General features: G+C 59.6%; 19 protein-coding genes. 7 read left to right on the forward strand and 12 right to left on the reverse strand.

The window, feature by feature from the left end; translation table 11 throughout:
* Positions 1–52: 52 nt before the first annotated feature.
* Complete coding sequence (locus tag B8783_RS11835; RefSeq protein ID WP_084420321.1) at positions 53–496, forward strand: SRPBCC family protein; 444 nt, start codon at positions 53–55, stop codon at positions 494–496.
* The gene (locus B8783_RS11840) at positions 489–830 is read left to right on the forward strand and encodes an ArsR/SmtB family transcription factor (RefSeq protein ID WP_084420322.1); all 342 of its coding nucleotides are present in this window, start codon (positions 489–491) and stop codon (positions 828–830) included. The genes B8783_RS11835 and B8783_RS11840 overlap by 8 nt, the downstream gene beginning before the upstream one ends.
* A gap of 38 nt (positions 831–868) precedes the next feature.
* Here B8783_RS11840 and B8783_RS11845 read toward each other — a convergent pair whose 3' ends face one another.
* Entirely contained in the window at positions 869–2,857 is a 1,989-nt protein-coding gene (locus tag B8783_RS11845) for a protein meaA (RefSeq protein WP_084420323.1), read from the reverse strand.
* Positions 2,858–3,030: 173 nt separating this feature from the next.
* Here B8783_RS11845 and B8783_RS11850 point away from each other — a divergent pair, with 173 nt between their 5' ends.
* On the forward strand, positions 3,031–3,315 hold the full coding sequence (locus tag B8783_RS11850) for a SemiSWEET transporter (RefSeq protein ID WP_084420324.1): 285 nt from the start codon (positions 3,031–3,033) through the stop codon (positions 3,313–3,315).
* Here B8783_RS11850 and B8783_RS11855 read toward each other — a convergent pair.
* Complete coding sequence (locus B8783_RS11855) at positions 3,260–4,189, reverse strand: aminotransferase class IV (protein WP_084420325.1); 930 nt, start codon at positions 4,187–4,189, stop codon at positions 3,260–3,262. The genes B8783_RS11850 and B8783_RS11855 overlap by 56 nt on opposite strands.
* Before the next feature lie 148 nt (positions 4,190–4,337).
* Between B8783_RS11855 and ccrA the strand changes: the two genes are divergently transcribed.
* Entirely contained in the window at positions 4,338–5,609 is a 1,272-nt protein-coding gene (gene ccrA / locus B8783_RS11860) for a crotonyl-CoA carboxylase/reductase (protein ID WP_084420326.1), read from the forward strand.
* A gap of 207 nt (positions 5,610–5,816) precedes the next feature.
* On the forward strand, positions 5,817–7,313 hold the full coding sequence (locus B8783_RS11870) for a M20 family peptidase (protein WP_084420328.1): 1,497 nt from the start codon (positions 5,817–5,819) through the stop codon (positions 7,311–7,313).
* 7 nt (positions 7,314–7,320) lie between these two features.
* Here B8783_RS11870 and B8783_RS11875 read toward each other — a convergent pair whose 3' ends face one another.
* The 6 genes from B8783_RS11875 to rpmI all read right to left on the reverse strand — a co-directional run bounded on the left by B8783_RS11875 (position 7,321) and on the right by rpmI (position 13,060).
* Positions 7,321–8,202, reverse strand: coding sequence for an ion transporter (locus tag B8783_RS11875; RefSeq protein WP_324612779.1), 882 nt, complete (start codon positions 8,200–8,202; stop codon positions 7,321–7,323).
* A 39-nt stretch (positions 8,203–8,241) separates the two neighbouring features.
* The gene (pheT, locus tag B8783_RS11880; RefSeq protein ID WP_084420329.1) at positions 8,242–10,638 is read right to left on the reverse strand and encodes a phenylalanine--tRNA ligase subunit beta; all 2,397 of its coding nucleotides are present in this window, start codon (positions 10,636–10,638) and stop codon (positions 8,242–8,244) included.
* Positions 10,639–10,641: 3 nt separating this feature from the next.
* A complete protein-coding gene (locus B8783_RS11885) occupies positions 10,642–11,262 on the reverse strand; it encodes a hypothetical protein (protein WP_084420330.1) in 621 nt (206 codons plus the stop codon).
* A gap of 12 nt (positions 11,263–11,274) precedes the next feature.
* Positions 11,275–12,348, reverse strand: coding sequence for a phenylalanine--tRNA ligase subunit alpha (gene pheS / locus B8783_RS11890; protein WP_084420331.1), 1,074 nt, complete (start codon positions 12,346–12,348; stop codon positions 11,275–11,277).
* Between the two features lie 94 nt (positions 12,349–12,442).
* Entirely contained in the window at positions 12,443–12,805 is a 363-nt protein-coding gene (rplT, locus tag B8783_RS11895) for a 50S ribosomal protein L20 (RefSeq protein ID WP_084420332.1), read from the reverse strand.
* A 54-nt stretch (positions 12,806–12,859) separates the two neighbouring features.
* Positions 12,860–13,060, reverse strand: a complete 201-nt coding sequence (gene rpmI / locus B8783_RS11900) for a 50S ribosomal protein L35 (protein ID WP_084420333.1) — start codon at positions 13,058–13,060, stop codon at positions 12,860–12,862.
* A 243-nt stretch (positions 13,061–13,303) separates the two neighbouring features.
* Between rpmI and B8783_RS11905 the strand changes: the two genes are divergently transcribed.
* Positions 13,304–13,636, forward strand: coding sequence for a hypothetical protein (locus tag B8783_RS11905; RefSeq protein ID WP_084420334.1), 333 nt, complete (start codon positions 13,304–13,306; stop codon positions 13,634–13,636).
* A 69-nt stretch (positions 13,637–13,705) separates the two neighbouring features.
* On the opposite strand, the gene infC is transcribed toward B8783_RS11905, so the two are convergent.
* The 3 genes from infC to B8783_RS11920 form a co-directional block, all read right to left on the reverse strand.
* Positions 13,706–14,248, reverse strand: coding sequence for a translation initiation factor IF-3 (gene infC / locus B8783_RS11910; RefSeq protein ID WP_084420335.1), 543 nt, complete (start codon positions 14,246–14,248; stop codon positions 13,706–13,708).
* A gap of 66 nt (positions 14,249–14,314) precedes the next feature.
* Positions 14,315–15,343 carry a glycosyltransferase family 9 protein gene (locus B8783_RS11915; protein WP_084420336.1) on the reverse strand — a complete coding sequence of 343 codons (1,029 nt, stop codon included), beginning with the start codon at positions 15,341–15,343 and terminating at the stop codon, positions 14,315–14,317.
* Position 15,344: 1 nt separating this feature from the next.
* Positions 15,345–16,529 carry a glycosyltransferase family 4 protein gene (locus tag B8783_RS11920; protein WP_084420337.1) on the reverse strand — a complete coding sequence of 395 codons (1,185 nt, stop codon included), beginning with the start codon at positions 16,527–16,529 and terminating at the stop codon, positions 15,345–15,347.
* Between the two features lie 138 nt (positions 16,530–16,667).
* Between B8783_RS11920 and B8783_RS11925 the strand changes: the two genes are divergently transcribed.
* The gene (locus B8783_RS11925; protein ID WP_084420338.1) at positions 16,668–17,423 is read left to right on the forward strand and encodes an alpha/beta hydrolase; all 756 of its coding nucleotides are present in this window, start codon (positions 16,668–16,670) and stop codon (positions 17,421–17,423) included.
* On the opposite strand, the gene dnaJ is transcribed toward B8783_RS11925, so the two are convergent.
* Positions 17,420–18,586, reverse strand: a complete 1,167-nt coding sequence (dnaJ, locus tag B8783_RS11930; RefSeq protein ID WP_084420339.1) for a molecular chaperone DnaJ — start codon at positions 18,584–18,586, stop codon at positions 17,420–17,422. The genes B8783_RS11925 and dnaJ overlap by 4 nt on opposite strands.
* Between the last annotated feature and the right edge of the window lie 62 nt (positions 18,587–18,648).

Raw genomic sequence — 18,648 nt, forward strand, 5'->3', positions numbered from 1 at the left:
CAGTTGCGTTTATTTTTCGGCCGATTAAAAATGCAACCAAGGAGTTGCGCATATGACCAACCAAATCGAAAAGACGGCTGAGTTCAAAGCATCCGTCGAAACTGTCTGGGACGCCATCACCGATCACGAGAAGTTTGGTGACTGGTTCAAGGTGAAACTGTACGACCCCTTTGTCGAAGGGGCAGTGACACGTGGGCAGATAACCTATCCAGGCTATGAGCACTTCAAATGGGAAAGCCGCACAACGGTCATCCGGCCAAAGGTGTATTTCGCGTTCATCTGGTATCACGATAACATCGAAGCCGAGCCGGGTGATGTCCGGCTTGAAACCCTCGTGGAATTCAAGCTGAAACCAACTGGGACGGGAACGCATCTGACTATCGTGGAGTCGGGCTTTGACAGCTTCCCGCCCGGCAAGGGCGAGCAAGCCCGGCTCAGCAATGAAGGCGGATGGGAAGAGCAGATGCACAATATCGGCGCGTTTGTTGATGGGTAACGCAACGCGTAAAATTCACACTGCTGAGGTGTTTGGCGCGTTGGGTGACGAGACGCGTTTGAAACTTGTGAGCACGCTTAGCGATGGACAAGGCAGATCGATTTCGGACCTCGCCTCAGGCTTTGGCATGTCCCGGCAGGCCGTGACCAAGCATCTCAAAGTACTCGAATCAGCCGGCCTCGTCTCGAATGACCGCGTCGGCCGGGAAAGCCGGTATCGACTCGATCCGCGCGCACTTGGAGACGCGCAACATTATCTGGACGCGATTTCGCGCCATTGGGATGAGGCGATTGAGCGGCTCAAGGCGTTTCTGGGCGAGGATCAGGCCCCGTGACGGTCGCCTCTGCCTTCATTGAAAGCCAGCGTTGAGCGTCAGACCTTCTCGAGCCAAGCGCCTTCGACGACATCGACCACATCTCCCATGATGTCGGTGATCTTGAAGTCTTTCGGCGTGTAGACGCGGCGAACGCCCATCTGTTTCAGGGCGCGCTCATCCTCAGGTGGGATAATCCCGCCGACGACGAGAGGGACGCCCTCCATGCCCGCCTTGCGGATCTCGGCGATCGTGTCCCGGACGAGGTCCAGATGGCTGCCCGACAGGATAGAAAGGCCGATGACGTGCGCGTCGGCCTCCTTGGCTTGCGCGACGATCTCGGACGGGGTGAACCGGATGCCCTCATAGATAACATCCATGCCGCACGCGCGGGCCCGGCTGGCGATCTGTTCGGCGCCGTTTGAATGGCCGTCGAGGCCGGGCTTGCCGAGGACATAGGTGAGGCGGCGGCCAAGGGCTTCCGAGACCTGATCGACACGTGCTTTGGTGGCTTCGATGTTTTCATCACCGCCAGAATCGACCACCACCGCAACGCCGGTCGGGCCGCGATACTCGCCGAACACTTCGCGCAGGGCCGTGCCCCACTCGCCGGTGGTTACGCCGGCTTTTGCGGCGGCGATGGATGGCTCCATGATATTCTCGCCCGAGCTTGCGGCCGCCTTCAGCGCAGCGATTGCCGCTTCTGCCGCAGCATTATCGCGCTTGGCGCGCCAGTCCCGAAGGGCGCGGACCTGCTCTGCCTCCAGCAGCGGATCGACCGTCTCGATAGTCTTCTCGCCTGCGCTGAGCGGGCTGTCAGCGCTTTCGAGGTACGCATTGACGCCAACGACCTTCTGCTCCCCGCGCTCAATGGCCTGGATGCGCTCTACATGCGCGCCAACGAGGCTTTCCTTCATATAGCCGACACTATCGACCGCCCCGCCCATATCGTCGATGCGGGCGAGCTCTTCACGAGCACCGGTTTTGAGCTCTTCGGTCTTCTTTTCGATGACGTGGCTACCATCGAACAGGTCTTCGTATTCGAGCAGGTCGGTCTCGTAGGCGAGGATCTGCTGCAGGCGTAGCGACCATTGCTGGTCCCACGGCCGGGGCAGCCCCATTGCCTCATTCCAGGCTGGAAGCTGGAGTGCACGGCACCGGGCGCGTTTCGACAGCGTGACGGCGAGCGCTTCAAGCAGGATACGGTAGACATTGTTTTCAGGCTGCTGCTCTGTCAGCCCCAGCGAGTTAACCTGAACGCCATATCGGAAGCGGAGGGATTTCGGGTCATCGACGCCATAGCGCTCGCGTCCGATCTCTTCCCAAAGGTCCACAAAGGCGCGCATCTTACAAAGTTCCGTAACGAAACGGACGCCGGCATTTACGAAGAAAGAAATACGGCCGAAAACGGTCGAGAAGTCCTCATCAGGGACCTGTCCGCCAGCTTTGACCGCGTCGAGAACCGCGCAGGCCGTCGCCAGCGCATAGGCGAGTTCCTGTTGGGGTGTCGCTCCAGCTTCCTGCAAATGGTAAGAGCAGACATTCAGCGGGTTCCATTTTGGAACCTCAGTGTAGCACCAGCTGACCATATCGGCGATCAGACGCATGCTGGGCTCTGGCGGGAAGACATAGGTGCCGCGCGACAGATATTCCTTGATGATGTCGTTCTGCGTCGTGCCGCGAAGTTTGGCGCGATCATCGCCGCGCTCATCGGCAAGCGCGACGTAGAGCGCCAGCATCCACGCGGCGGGCGCATTGATTGTCATCGAGGTGTTCATGTCCTCAAGCGGCAGCCCGTCAAACAGGGTGCGCATATCGCCGAGATGGCTGACTGGCACGCCGACTTTGCCGACTTCGCCCTTGGACAGGATATGGTCGCTGTCATAGGCGGTCTGGGTTGGCAGGTCGAAAGCGATGGAGAGGCCTGTCTGGCCGCGCGCAAGGTTCGAACGATAGAGGGCGTTCGACTTTTCCGCCGTGGAATGCCCCGCATAGGTGCGGAAAATCCACGGGCGATCCGCGTCATGCTGATAAGGCTTCTTTGTCATTATGCGACCTCCGTTGTTATTGCGCTGCAACATGGACTGAACCCTGGGGAAGGGCAAGTTTCCCCGCACGTCAGGCTGATACGAGCGCGTCAGCGCAATATCATTGCTTCAGTTTAGGCATGACGGAATGCGTTGCCTCATGTTAGGCGACGAGATCAGCCTGGAGACGCCTCATGCAAGACCTGATCGGCTCAATTGCGGCCATTCTGACCACGGCCTCCTTCCTGCCGCAGGCCATCCTCGTCTTGCGCACCCGCAACACCGAAAGCCTGTCGCTGATCATGTACGCGATGTTTACGGCGGGCGTTCTATGCTGGCTGATCTATGGGTTGATGATTTCAAGCACGCCGATGATCATTGCAAATTTAATCACGATTGTGCTGGCGACCATTATCCTCAGCATCAAGATCCACAATACGCTTCGCCGATATCGCGCCGGGAAGCCGCCGATCCTTTGAGCCACGGCGCCGCGGTTGGGAGATCAGCGCCTATCGCCTCGTAATAAAGCGCTTGGACACGCCGTGTCACGGGGCCCGGCTGGCCGTTGGAGATGTCGGTGCCGTCGAGACGTATGATGGGCAGGACAAGCGACGTTGCGGCCGTGGTGAATATTTCCGCTGCCGTGCGGGCCTCTTCGAGGGAGGCGGCCCGCTCTTCCACTTTCAGGCCGGCTTGCGACAGCTGTTTCAGGACCGACTGGCGCGTGACACCTGGCAGTATCTGATGGCCAAGATTTCGCGTGATGAGCGTGCCATCGGGCGTGACAATCCAGAGATTCGCGGAGGCAGCCTCAGTAATCCAGCCATCCTCATGCAAGATCGCCGAGGTGGCGCCCTCTTTCGCAGCCTGGCGATAGGCCAGTGTCTGGGACAAGAGCTGGGTCGTCTTGTAGTCACGCCGCTTCCAGCGCTGGTCTTCCACGGTGATGGAAACGACGCCATCACGCGCCTTCTCAGAAATGAGTTCACGTGCCTCACAAAACATGAAGAGGCCGGGGCTCAATACGTCGGGGCCCACGAAATCGCGCCCACCATAGGCCCCGCCGGTGACCTGCAGGTACACGAAGCCTTCGGTCACCTTGTTGCGTGACAGCAAGTCCAGATGCAGGCTTTCCAGAGCCTGCGCATCAATCGCTTCGGGAATGTCGATTCCGGCAAGCGTGCGTTGCAGGCGCGCCACGTGACCTTCGAAGTCAATCAGCTTGCCATTGTAGACAGCCGTCACTTCATAAGCGGCGTGCGCAAACAGAAAGCCCCGGTCAAAAGGCGACACGGCCGCGTCAGCCGCGGGGATGATTGCCCCGTTCAAATACACAAGATCAGCCGGTCCCAAGGTGATAAACCCCTCTAATTATGTTGCGCCGCAGCAAATTTTTACTTGCCTTGAGGTCAATGATTTGGTCAGTGTCCCGCCTAACAGGAGAGTTGTGAAGCAGAAGAATAATCTTGCTCACAATTGGCATTATCGGAGGCTCTGAAGAATGACGACGGCAACAAAGACGCGTGAGACGAAAGATATTTACGAAATGGGCGAGATCCCGCCCGAGTTTCACGTCCCGAAAATGATGTATGCGTGGGCGATTCGCCGCGAACGCCACGGCCGCCCCGCAACAGCGATGCAGATTGAGCAAGTCCCGGTGCCGGAAATCGATTCCGACGAGGTGCTGGTGCTCGTCATGGCTGCCGGCGTGAACTATAACGGCATCTGGGCCGGTCTCGGCGAACCGATCTCCCCTTTTGACATCCACAAGGCAGATTTTCATATCGCCGGGTCTGACGCAGCCGGCATTGTCTGGGCCGTTGGCCGGAAGGTCACCCGCGTTAAACCAGGCGACGAGGTTGTCATCCACTGTAACCAGGATGATGGCGACGACGAGGAATGTAATGGCGGCGACCCTATGAACTCGCCGAGCCAGCGCATCTGGGGCTATGAGACGCCGGATGGCAGCTTCGCGCAATTCTGCCGCGTTCAGGCGCGCCAGTGTATGCCGCGTCCAAAACACCTCACCTGGGAAGAAAGCGCCTGCTACACGCTGACGCTCGCGACCGCCTACCGCATGCTGTTCGGCCACCGCCCGCACATCGTGAAGCCGGGCAATAACGTCCTTGTCTGGGGCGCGTCTGGCGGCCTTGGCAGCTTTGGCGTCCAACTGTGCGCCGTCACCGGTGCCCATGCCATCGGTGTGGTCTCGGACCCGGAGAAGTTCGACTTCGTCTATTCGATGGGCGCCAAGGGCGTGCTCAACCGGAAAGACTTCAATTGCTGGGGTCAGCTGCCAAAAGTGAACGGGCCGGAATTCTCCGACTATATGCGTGAGAACCGCAAGTTCGGTAAGGCGATCTGGGAGATCACGGGCAAGAAGGATGTCGATATCGTCTTCGAACATCCGGGCGAAAGCACGTTCCCGGTTTCCGTCTTCGTCGTGAAACGCGGCGGCATGGTCGTCATCTGCGCCGGCACGACAGGCTTCAATCTGACTATGGATGCCCGCTTCCTCTGGATGCGCCAGAAACGCGTCCAGGGTTCGCACTTTGCAAACCTTGCGCAGGCATCTGCCGCAAACCAGCTGGTTATCGATCGACGCATTGATCCATGCATGTCGGAAGTCTTCTCATGGGAGGATATTCCAGCTGCACACGAGAAGATGCTCGATAACAAGCACCTTCCGGGCAACATGGCCGTGCTGGTGACCTCACCAAAGCCAGGCCTTCGCACGGTTGAAGATGTGCTGGCGGTCAGCGGACAAAGCTGATCCGCGAACCTACCAAGACAAGACTAAAGAAAAGCCCCGCGGCGCGAAGCTGTGGGGCTTTTTTTATGGAGCGGATCGAATCAAGAGCGATGAGCTCCTTTCATCTGGTCCTTCGCCATCATACTCGCGCGCATCAGGCATGGACCTCTTGCCCCGCACGACTGCGCGCCGCACAGTGGGTGATGAGAATTTTGAGGGAGATTCGCCATGAAAAAAGTACTGGGCGCAATTGGGGTATTGTTTCTTGGTCTTGTCGCCGTGCTGGTTGTCCGCGCGCTGAATTATGGCGGCACGCCGAGCGATGTTCAGACGGTTGAGCTGCCGGATGCACCGGACATTTCGGTCGAGCGGGCTGCAGAGCACCTTTCTGAAGCGATCAAGTTCCGCACGATTACCCTGCAAGGCGGTGACCCTCGCCCCGGTCAGGAAGGCCCCTGGCTCGAGCTTCAGGCGTGGCTCGAAACCACCTACCCAGCCTTTCATGCCGCCGCGAACAAGGAAACCGTCCCTGGCGGTTACACGCTTCTCTATACGTGGGAAGGCTCTGACCCCTCGCTCGACCCGATCCTGCTCATGGCGCACCAGGACGTTGTGCCCGTCAACATAGGCACTGAAGGTGACTGGACCGGCGCGCCCTTCGCTGGCGAGATTGTCGATGGCTACATCTATGGCCGCGGCGCGATGGACGACAAAGGCTCGCTCGTGGCGCTAATGGAAGCGCTCGATGCACTCGCGCGGGATGGATTTCAGCCGCGCAGGACAGTCCTGCTCCAGCTTGGTCATGATGAAGAAGTTTCAGGCTCAGGCGCAGAAGCCGGCATCGCCCTGCTCAAATCACGGGGCGTGACGCCCGTCATGGCGCTCGACGAAGGCTTTATGGTGATTGAGGATAATCCCGTCACCGGTGGCACGCTGGGTCTGATTGGCATTGCCGAGAAAGGCTATCTGACGGCGCGCATCACCGCCATCGCCGATGGAGGGCATTCCTCAGCGCCGCCTCGCGACAGTGCAACCGTTCGTCTCTCGCGGGCGCTGATTGCTCTCGATGAAAACCAGATGCCGGCAGACCTCGCCAAGGCGCCGACATCTGACATGATGAAGGTCATCTCCGCAGATCTTGGCTTTCCGGCGCGCCTCGCCATGGGCAATCAATGGTTACTCGGCGGATTGGTAGAGAGCCAGTTTTCAAGCTCGCCACAAGGCAATGCGATGATCCGCACAACCACAGCGCCGACCATGCTGTCCGGGTCTGCCAAGGAGAATGTGTTGGCACAGCGCGCGACGGCGATTGTAAATTTCCGTATCCATCCGAACAATACGGTCGATGAGGTGATGCAGCATATTCGCGATGTCACCGCGGATATTGAAGGGATCGAGGTCGCGCCGGTTGCGGACGGGATCGCGAGTGAAGCCTCTCCCGTCAGCGCTACCGATAATCGTGCCTTTGGTGTGCTTTACGCGGTGGCGAAGGAAGTTGGCGACGGCGCGCCGGTCGCGCCGGGTCTTGTGATTGGAGCAACGGATGCCCGGTATGCCAGCGCGATCACCAAGGATGTCTACCGGTTTGCGCCGTCATTGGTCGGCCCGGCAGATCTTGCTGGCTTTCATGGGACGAATGAGCGTCTCAGTGTTGAAAATATGGGACGGCTAGCGAGAGGCTACGCACAAATCGTGCTCGCCATGGATGCGCCTGAAACGGACTAGGTCCGGATCAGGCCGAGTGGTTTTCCTCAGCGTCTTGCTTGGCTTCAACTGCATCCATACGCTCCTCGAGCAGTTCCTCGCGTCGCTCAAGCTTGGCGTTCTCGCGCTCACGCAGCTCATCGGAGAAAGCGCTGGCGAAAACGCCCGCTGGCAGGGCGACCATGCCGATGCCTGCGATCGCAATCACCGACGCAAAGAAGCGCCCCAGCGGGGTAACCGGATAGACGTCGCCATAGCCGACCGTCGTCAGTGTTGCGATTGCCCACCAGATGGCGCGGGGAATGGACGCAAAGCTTTCCTGCTGCTGGCCGCCCACGCCCTCTACGAAATAAAGAACGACGGCGGAGATGTAGACGAGCGCCATTGCCATCGCGAGCGTGGTGAAAAGCTGCTGGCCCGCCCGGCTTAGCGTTGCGCCAAGCACATCGAAGGCCGGGATGAAGCGCGCGATCTTGGCGAGGCGCGCGAGACGAAGAACCCGCAGCACCATGATAACCTGCTGGCTGGCATGCTCTGGCGCAAAAACAAGCCAAAGAAGCTCTGGCAGGAAGGCGATAAGATCGGCCAACGCATAGCCGGAAAAAATGTAGCGGATGCGCCCGCGCACACCCCTATATTCGGGATTTTCGCCCGCGACCCATAACCGAAGCAGGTATTCAAAGGCGAAGATGATAATGATGGCGACGTTGAAGACCGCGATGGCCTCCATCCAGTCGGCATTCATCGTTGGCTCAGTTTCCAGCGCAAGCGCCAGGAAGCTAAGCAGGACCAAAATCACGATGAAGAGATTGAAGGGCGATAGACCCGACTTTTCCCGCGCATGCGGCTCCATCTGCCGATAGAGCCGATAGCGTAACCCCATCTGGGTCATCAATTGCTGAATAGCCATGCCCCTCCCCCCAAGCTGAGCCCTAGCTGGATACCCCGGCTAGCCGCGTAGCACACCTCCGGTGGCCTTGGCGACATTGTCAACGATAGACCCGGCGATCGCATCGATCTCCTTGTCTTTGAGCGTTTCGTTCGCCGGCTGGATCGTCACCTCAATGGCGATCGACTTCTGACCCGGCTCGATGCCCTTGCCCTGGTATACATCAAAGACCTGCACGTCGCTGATCAGCTTCTTGTCGGCCGCCATGGCCTGTTTGACAATATCTGCAGCCGGCACGCCTTCGTCCACGACGAAAGAAAAGTCGCGCCGGATGGGCGTCAGATCAGAGCGCTCAAGCACCGGTTTGGTCTTGTTGGCCCGCGCCTTCATCATCGGCAGCGCGTTGAGATTAAGCTCGAAGCCATAGACCGGCCCGTCAACATCGAGCGCTTTCAGAACGCGCGGATGAAGCGCACCGAAATGAGCAATCGTGACTTTCGGGCCGAGCTTCAGGCAGGCGGCCTGTCCTGGGTGCCAGTGGGTCTGACGTGGGGCCTCGACCTGGAAACGCGCTGGCGGCTGCTCCAGCTCTGCGAGCAGGGCGAACAGGTCAGCTTTGGCCGACATCGCATCATAAGGTGCAATCGCGCCGCTCCAATGGCGCTCCTGTGCCGGGCGCACGAGAGCTGCGACGACGTTGCGTTGATCCTTAGGCCCATCGCCAAGATAGACCGGACCGGCCTCAAAGAGGCGAAGGCCTTGCTCGCCGCGATCTGCGCCTTTCTGGGCGGCCTGAGCGAGGTTGGCGAGGATGCTGGGACGCATCTGGTTCAATTCGCTGGCCACAGGATTGGCGATCGTCAGCGCTGGCTGTCCGCCGCCAAACATCTCGGCAAACGCCTTTGGCATGAAGGACCATGTGACAGTCTCGAGGAAGCCACGCGATGCCATCACGCGCCGCGCCTTGCGGATCCGCGCCTGCGCCGGAGTAACGACCGTCTTGCGTCCCCCCTCGGGCATTGGAAGCGAGGTTGTGGGCAGCTGATCAAAGCCGACAAGGCGGGCGATCTCCTCAACGAGGTCAGCCGATTGCTCAATATCGAAACGCCAGCTCGGCACCTTGAGATACCAGCCTTCACCGGCGTCCTCGATTGAGAAGCCAAGATCCTTCAGCATCTTCTTCAGTTCGGCCGGTTTGATTTCGAGGCCTGTCAGGCGAGCAACGTCACGTCGGTCGAAGACAACTTTCTCACGCTGGGCCGGAGGCGCGCCAGCGACGCGCGCAACGGAAACCTCGCCGCCGCCATATTCCTTGATCAGGGCGAGCGCGAAATTCAGGCCATCGAGGCAGCTTTCTGGGTCCACACCGCGCTCAAAGCGGTAACGCGCATCGGAGATGATGCCGGTGGACCGGCCCGTGCGCGCGGTGCGCAGCGGCTCAAACCAGGCACTTTCGATGAAGACGTCCACAGTGTCTGCGCTGACGGCGGTGGACTGACCGCCCATAACGCCGCCGAGACCAATTGGCCCGCTATCATCTGCGATGACGCACATGTCTTCGGAGATTTCATAGGTCTTGCCATCAATGGCTTCGAGCTTCTCACCGGCAGCCCCAAGCCGAGCAACCACGGCGCCTTTCAGCTTGCCAGCGTCATAGGCATGCAGCGGGCGAGCACGGTCAAACGAGATGTAGTTCGTAATATCGACGAGTAGCGAGCGCGGGGTGATCCCAATGGCTTTCAGACGCGCCTGCATCCAGTCCGGTGACGGACCATTCTCGACACCGCGCACAAGCGCACCGGCGAACACCGGACAGGCCTCAGGCGCGTCCAGACGAATATCGACCGGGCATTCGAAGCTGCCTTCAACCTTGCGGATCGGGTTTTCGAGGAAGCGGCCTGTACCTGCGGCAGCTATGTCGCGCGCAATGCCCTGCACGCCGAGCCAGTCTGGCCGGTTGGGGGTCACCTCGAAGTCGATCACCTTGTCCGTCAGGCCAAGCGCCTCGGCGGCAGGCGTGCCGACTTTCCAGTCGCCCTCAAGGTCTGCGATGCCGTCACTGTCCTCGCCAGCTTCAATCTCCTTGGTGGAGCAAAGCATGCCGTAGCTTTCGATGCCGCGGATCTTGCGCGGCTTCTTGTCGAGCGCGAAATCAAGGCCGGGGATGTAGGTGCCGAGTGGTGCATAGATGGCGGTCATGCCCGCACGTGCATTCGGGGCGCCGCAGACGATCTGCTTGGTGCCATCCTTGGTCTCCACCGTGCAGACACGCAGGCGGTCAGCGTCCGGGTGCGGCTCGGCCGCGGTCACATGCGCGACGGTGAACTCGGCGAGTTTCGCGGCCGGGTCTTCGACATGCTCGACCTCAAGACCGGCCTTCAGCATCGTCGCGAGAATGTCTTCCAGCGGCGCCTTTGTGGCGAGGTAATCCTGCAGCCATGAGAGTGTGAACTTCATTGTCTATTCCACTTCCGGGGTCGGTTCGGGTTGAGGCGCGCGCACATCATTTGCGAGGTCCTCAAAGATATCTTTTTCGCTTCGTTCGCAGCGTTTGACCGGTTCTGCACGGCTCATACTGACGCCCATACCGAGGCCGCGGGCCGTCCAGCACCGGTTGAAGACAGAGCAGTAGCAAATCTCTACATCCAGCTCGCTCCAGGCTGCGGCGGCAACATTGCGCTGTTCGAGCGTGACTTCGCCCCGCGGCCAGTCGACACGCAGCGGGGTGATGGTATCGCCTGGCGCAACGGCTCGTCCGATCAGGCTTGACCAGGATTGCTGATAGCCGGGTGGAAACGCCGCCGCATATGGCGCAAGAGTTTCAACCGGCTCTCCGTCCTTGAGCATGTCGACCCGCTCGATCAATGCCGGCCCGACGCCGCTATTGGTGAGCCTGATGCCCATTGAAGACGTCTCTGCGGTCGCGGAAACAAAACCTTCGATCTGGACGACCGGAAAGACGGCACCATGCTGCTGGGCACGCATGACACGGCCCTGGTCCCAGGCAATGAAGACTGCAATCGCGCTGGTGAGCACCGCGCAAACCGCAATCAACATTTCGGCTTTGTTGCCGTTTCCCATGTCGTTGGCTCCCTAGCTCAGGCCACCAGAGACGCTGGGCGAAAGCCAGGGCCGGAAGCCATAATGACGGGTCCAGCCCGCATCGGCTTCGAAATAGGGGCGCAGGTCCGGCATGCCATATTTCAGCATGGCGAGACGGTCGATGCCCATACCGAAAGCGAAGCCCTGATACTCGTCGGGGTCGATCCCGCAATTACGCAGGACGTTCGGGTGCACCATGCCGGAGCCGAGGATTTCCATCCAGCTGTCACCTGCCCCGATCTCGATCGAGTCGCCAACCTTGGTGTATTTCACATCCATTTCGGCCGATGGCTCGGTGAACGGGAAGAAGTGCGGACGGAAGCGCGCCTCGACATTGTCGACCTCGAAGAAGTCGCGCACGAAATCGATGAGACAGCCTTTCAGGTGCCCCATATGGATGTTCTTCTCGATGACGAGGCCTTCGACCTGATGGAACATCGGGGTGTGGGTGGCGTCCCAGTCATTACGATAGACGCGGCCTGGCACCAGAATGCGGATTGGCGGCTTCTGGCTCTCCATGACACGCACCTGCACCGGGCTGGTATGCGTGCGCAGCACTTTAGGCAAAGCGCCCTGCTGAGGATTGAAGAAGAAGGTGTCGTGGGTCTCGCGCGCCGGGTGCCCCTCAGGGAAGTTCAGCGCGGTGAAATTGTGCCAGTCATCTTCGATGTCAGGGCCTTCAGCGACGGTGAAGCCCATATCTCCGAAGATCGATGCGACTTCCTCAAAAACCTGCATGACGGGGTGCAGACGGCCTTCAGGCGTCATGCGCGGGGGAAGCGACATGTCTATGCGCTCAGTCTGCAGCTGCTGCTCGAGCGCGGCTTCTTCCAGCTCCGCCTTGCGAGCGTCGACGGCGTCCTGCACGCGGTTGCGAAGGCCGTTGAGCGCGGGGCCCATGGTCTGACGCTCTTCCGGGCTCATGCCGCCCAGCGTCTTCATCAGACCGGATACGCGGCCTTTCTTGCCAAGCTCGGCCACACGAACCGCATCGAGCGCGGCAAGATCACCTGCCTGCTCGATCGCGCCTAGCGCCTCAGCTTCGATTTTTTCAATATCAGACATGCAAAAGCCCCGTTGGGGTTAGACCAAACGGGGCTCATCCGCCCCGCCTTGGCGGTCGGAATAGCGGAGAAAAGCGAAAAGCGATACGTGGCGTTTAAGCCAGCGCGCCTTTGGCCTTCTCCACCAGGGCGCCAAAAGCTTCTGGTTCGCGCACGGCGAGGTCAGCCATGACCTTACGGTCAACCTCGATGCCAGCCTTGTTCAGGCCATCGATGAAGCGCGAATAGGTGAGCTCTTCGTCATGGATGCGCACAGCCGCGTTGATCCGCTGGATCCAGAGCGAACGGAAGGTCCGCTTTTTCTGCTTACGGCCGATATAGGCATAAGTGCCTGCTTTCCACATCGCAGCATGCGCGGTGCGGAAGGTATTTTTCCGGCGGCCATAATAGCCTTTGGTCGCCTTGATAACTTTCTTGTGACGGGCGTGAGCCGGCGTCGAATTACGTGAACGGGGCATTTAGGCCTCCTGCAAAATAGGGTCGGTTCGAGTTCGTGTCAGATGCCAGGCAGCCTAGAGGCCGTAGGGCAGATACTTCTTCACGCGGGCCACATCGGCATCAGCAACGGGCTTGGTGCCGCGGTTCTGACGGATGTATTTCGCATTGTGACTCATCAGGCGGTGACGCTTGCCGGCAACGCCGTGCTTGAGCTTACCAGTCGCCGTGAACTTGAACCGCTTCGCAGCAGCCTTCTTGGTCTTCATCTTCGGCATTTCGATCTCCTGTCGGGGCCTCGAAGGACCCACTGTCTAGTCGTTCATGAGCCTGCAGGCATGCCGTTTTCGGCCCGCAGTACTCGAAAGAGGGCGCTTATGACGGAAAGGCGGGGTGAAATCAAGACCGCGAAGTGAGTCAGGATGCCGTAAATAGGCCTATCATTGCCGCACCGAAACACGCCTCTTCAACAGGCCTGCGAATGCTGCTCTAAATCGGTACGCCAATCGGGAGGTTTCACCATGCGTTTTTACGTGCGCCCCGTCCTGCTCGCGAGTCTTCTCTTAGCGGCCTGCAGCGAGCCCCTGACAAAAACAGAGCAGCTCGCCGAGGCCTGCTTCATGGACCAGATGGGCACACGGAAGATGTGCAACTGTATGGCCAGCGCCGCAAATCAACGCCTCGATCCGGAGGTGTTTGACATGTTCGTCACCATGGGCACCCACGCCCCGGACGACGACAGCGAAGAGATGCGCGAGGCTCGCGAAACGGCAGCAAGCATGACACCCGCACAGGAACAGCAGATGCAGGCCTTTATGGCTGCTGCTATCGATCTGTGCGGACTGCGCATGTGATCGCGCCAAGAGACCGTGCCGAATGGTGAGGCTTTCACCAAACATACGACGCTCTAAGGTCGCGAGACCTTAGCGAGGTGCCATCACCATGGTCATCTGGCGGCCTTCGAGTTTTGGCTCGAGCTCGACCTTCGCGACCTCGTCAAACTCTTCTTTCACCTTCTGAAGCAGTTCCATGCCGAGGTGTTGGTGGGCCATTTCGCGGCCGCGGAAGCGGAGCGTGACTTTGACCTTGTCGCCATCCTCAAAGAAGCGCGACATCGAGCGAGTTTTCACTTCATAATCGTGAACGTCGATGTTTGGCCGCATCTTGATCTCTTTGAGCTCAGACGTCTTCTGCTTCTTTTTAGCAGCGGCCTTCTTCTTCTGCTCTTCGTAACGAAGCTTGCCATAGTCAATGATCTTACAGACCGGGACTTCCTGGTTAGGCGAGACTTCGACAAGATCCAGTCCGGCTTCGGCAGCAGCATCCAGTGCTGCCATAAGGGGCATAACGCCCTGTTTTTCGCCTTCTGCATCGATCAGCAGAACCTTGTCTGCCTTGATGTCCCTGTTCAGGCGCGGCCCCTGATCTTTTTTGGATGGCGGTGCCGCATGCGGTCTACGTGCTATGGCTCTTCTCCTTTGAGCAATTAAATCAAGCGGTATATATGCCGTTTTCCGGCATGAAATTCAAGTTTATCCCGCTGCCGTGGCCCCGGGAATGACACCCAGCATGCGCACAGCCTGCCAGACATCGCGTACGCCGAGCTGATCGAGCGTGTCTGCCTGGCAGATAATAACCTGGGCGCCGCGCGGGGCGGCCCGGGCTGGATCACTCTCACTCGTTGCGAAAAGGGCAACGCCCGGACAGCCGGAAAGTGCCGCCATATGCATTGGACCGGTGTCGTTGCCAACGGCAAACAGCGCTTGCTCTGCCAGTGTAATGATCTGGAATAGGCTGGTGCGGGTCACGAGATTGCGGACACGCGGCTCCATCCGCAAAATCTCCGCAGCGAGCGACGACTCCGCCTTGCTGCCGATGATCACCGGAGTAACACCAGCATCCGCAATGTGACGCGCCAGCTCTCCATAACAATCGACCGGCCAGCGTTTGGCTTCGCGGTGGGCCGACGCGCCGGGAATGATGAGGCCGTAAGGGCCGTTGATGCTAAAGAATTGCGGGGTGAAGGAAGGTTTGTCGCCCTGTGAACGGCGTACGAACGACATATCAGCCATTGGCGGCCATGGCCCTTCAATGTCCTCTGGACCGATGCCAGCGACCTGCAATTGCTCAGCCAGCCGATCAATACTGTGCATCTCGCCGCGGGAGGGATTGTCATGGAAATAGGCCGAGCCCTGCGCATGTCCCGACCAGAGCGGAGGCTTGCGGAAAGGCAGGTTCAGCGCCTTGAAGTAATTGGCTGTGCGACCGGACGTCTGCAAATCATAGACGATATCGTATTTGGCCTCGCGGATGCGCTTGAGCAATTCGCGGGTGGCTTTCATGCCTTCCGGGCGCCCGTCGGTCTCAATCGCCTGAAACAGGCTGGTCGCCTTGGCCAGCTCAGCATAAGGCGGGGTCGTCAACAGGGTGATGGCGGCCTTGGGATGCTTGGCGCGGATCGCCTGCATTGCGCCGAGCGCCAACACAAAGTCGCCCAGGGCGCTCAGCTTGATGACGAGAACGCGTTGCGCGTTTTCACCGGGGTTTTCGGGGCGTGACATTTCAGCTGTCCTCGCGCTTTTCTAGAAGTTGATTGTAAACGTTGAGCGTTGCGGCTTGAAGGCCCTCTTTGGAAAACCGCGCGCGGACCCATTCTTGCCCCGCCTTGCCCATGCTTGCCCGGCCATCAGGGCCTAGTTGCAGCATGGCGCGAATGGCGCCGGCAAGTTCTGCCGCATTGCCGGGCGCAACTCTTGCGCCTGTTTCACCCTCAACGACGATCTCTCGCTGTCCGCCGTGATCTGCAACAATGACGGGCTTACCCATCGCAGACGCCTCAGCGGCGACACGGCCGAACGCTTCAGGGCGAGAGGATGGTGCAAGCACGATATCTGACGCAAGATACGCAGCCGGCATATCCTCGCAATGACCGACAATGCTAACCTGCTCGCCTAAGCCCTCAGCGTCGATCAGGGCTTCGAGGTCTTCGACATAGCTGGTGCGGCCTTGCGCATCTCCCGGGAGAACCAGGTGCAGCCCCTCGCGCTCTGGTCCAGTCAGTCTGGCGAGCGCTTCGATTGCTACGCGCTGACCTTTCCAGGCCGTCAGCCGCCCAGGAAGCGTCATGGTAAGACGCTTGTCATCTGCTGGAATGTTCCAACTGTCTCGCATAGCTTTTACACGCTCAGCGCTCACTCTTTCAGGGTCAAATTGTGCAAAATCCACGCCGCGCGGAATAGTGACGATCCGCTCGTTCGCAATTTCGTGTACGGATCTGACATGCGCGGCGGTCCACTCTGAGTTGGCGATCACGAGCTCGCCGCGCGCCATCACAGAGTTGTAGAATTTCTTCAAACCCGAAACACCCGAATAGGCGCCGTGATAGGTCGTTACGAATGGTGTTTGGGTGCGGCGGGCCGCCCAATAAGCGCTCCAGGCTGGCGCACGTGAGCGCGCATGGACCAAGTCGACTCCGCGCTGCTCGATGATTTTTGCGATCTTTCCGGCATTGGATAGAACCTTGAACGGGTTCTTGGTGCTCACGTTGAGCCTGATATTCTCGCCGCCGGCCGCTTCCAGCGCGTCCAGCATGCGTCCACCCTCGCTAATGACAAGCGCTGTGCCGCCCGCAGCAACAATTGCTTCGGCCATTTCCAGAGTCGTGCGTTCAGCGCCGCCGGCCGACAGGTCTGGGATGATCTGCAGGATCGTCTTGCCGCCAAGATCTGGCTGCGCGGGCTCACTCATACCTGGGTAATGTCCTTCATCGTCTAATGATCCGCTGGCGGACCGTTGGCCCTTCAGCATTGGCTGTAATGCCAGTCGGGCCGGTTCGCCAAGTCACTGGCTTGACATGGACTGCGTCCCGCGCGAGCGATTGCCCGCATGAGCATACAAGAATTCACCACACCGCAAGGGCGGACGATTGCGCACCGCGCCCATCAGGGACAGTCAGGCCTTACCTATGTCTGGCTGTCAGGTTTCAAGTCCGACATGAGCGGCACGAAAGTGACCGAGCTGGAAAGTTGGGCCAAGGAAGCCGGACATGGCTTCATGGCGTTTGATTATTCCGGGCACGGGGTTTCAGGCGGGCGGTTCGAGGATGGTACGATCAGCGCCTGGCGTGAGGATGCCCTGGCCGCGATTGAGACCTGCACGACCGGCGATCTTGTGCTGGTCGGCTCAAGCATGGGCGGCTGGATGGCGCTGCTCTCGATGCTTGCGCTGAAGCAACACGTAAAGGGCATGGTGCTGATCGCGCCTGCGCCGGACTTTACCGAGAAGCTGATGTGGCCGGAATTCGATGAGGCCGCGAAAAAGGAAATCATGGAAGACGGCGTGCATCTTCGCCCGTCAGACTATGGTGACCCCTACCCCATTACGCGCGCGCTCATCGAGGACGGCAAGAGATGGTCCATTCTCGATGGGCCTATCGTGTTCGACGGCCCGGTGCGCATTTTGCAGGGGATGGAGGATGCAGATGTGCCGTGGCAACATGCGGAGCGGCTGGTGTCAGCGATGACCACATCTGATCTGGTTTTCCAGCTGATCAAGGATGGTGACCACAGGCTGTCACGCCCTCAGGATATCGCGCGGCTTAAAGAGACCTGCGCTGAGATTTCGCTGGCAATTCAGGCCTAGTTCGGGCGGTGGGCGTCGTCGCCCGTCATCCCGTCCCAGAACTTCTTCACGCGGCCAAGAAAGCCCTCGCTTTCCGGGTTGCAGTCAGCGCAGGAGAGCTCGCAGAACTCTCTCAATAGCTCTTTCTGCCGGGCGGAAAGGTTGCGCGGGGTTTCCACGATCATCTCAACGAAGAGGTCACCTGACTGGTTGGACCCGCGCAAGGACGGCATGCCCTTGCCGCGCAGACGCAGCTTGCGGCCTGTCTGAGCGCCTTCCGGCACAGTGACCTTGGCCCGGCCGCCATCAATGGTCGGAATTTCGATTTCACCGCCAAGCGCTGCTGTGACCATGGGCACCGGTGCTGGGCAATAGAGGTTTGGTCCATCGCGTTCGAAAATATCGTGCTCGGCGACGGAGACGAAGATATAGAGGTCACCCTTCGGGCCACCATTCATGCCCGGCTCGCCCTCACCTGAGAGGCGAATGCGCATGCCGCTTTCAACGCCTGCCGGAATCTTGACCTGAAGATTGCGCTCTTCGCGCACCTGGCCAGCGCCATGACAGTTTTTACAAGGCTTTGAGATGACCGTGCCACGGCCTGAGCAACGCGTGCAGGTGCGCTCCATGGTGAAGAAACCCTGCGAGGCGCGTACGCGCCCAGCGCCTGAACAGGTCGGGCATGTTTCAGGGGACGTGCCTGGCTCAGCGCCAGAGCCGTCACAGACCTCGCACTCAACGGCTGTTGGCAGGGAAATCGCCATATCCTTGCCGCTGAAAGCTTCTTCCAGCGAAATTTCAAGATCGTAGCGAAGATCATTGCCGCGAGCCGGGCCATTGCGCCGACGGCCGCCAGCGAAACCGGCGCCGCCGCCGAAGACCTGGCTGAAAATATTCTCAAAGATGTCGCCCGGATCCATATTGCCGAACGGGCTGCCGCCGCCCTGACCGCCGCCGCCTTCAAAGGCTGCATGACCGAACCGGTCATAGGCTGCGCGCTTGTCCGGATCTGACAAGACCGCATAAGCCTCGCCAACTTCCTTGAACTTGGCCTCAGCGGCTTCGTCGCCGGGGTTACGGTCGGGGTGAAATTTAAGGGCAAGCTTGCGATAGGCGCTCTTTAGCGTCTTCGCATCGGCGTCCTTGGCGACGCCCAGCAGCTCATAATAGTCCTGTTTGCTCATGGCAGTGGTTTTTAGCTTCCAGCTGTTTGGCAGTTAGCCGTCAATTGGGGAGCGACGCCCCC

The organism is Henriciella litoralis (assembly GCF_002088935.1).
In the GTDB taxonomy this organism is placed as follows: domain Bacteria; phylum Pseudomonadota; class Alphaproteobacteria; order Caulobacterales; family Hyphomonadaceae; genus Henriciella; species Henriciella litoralis.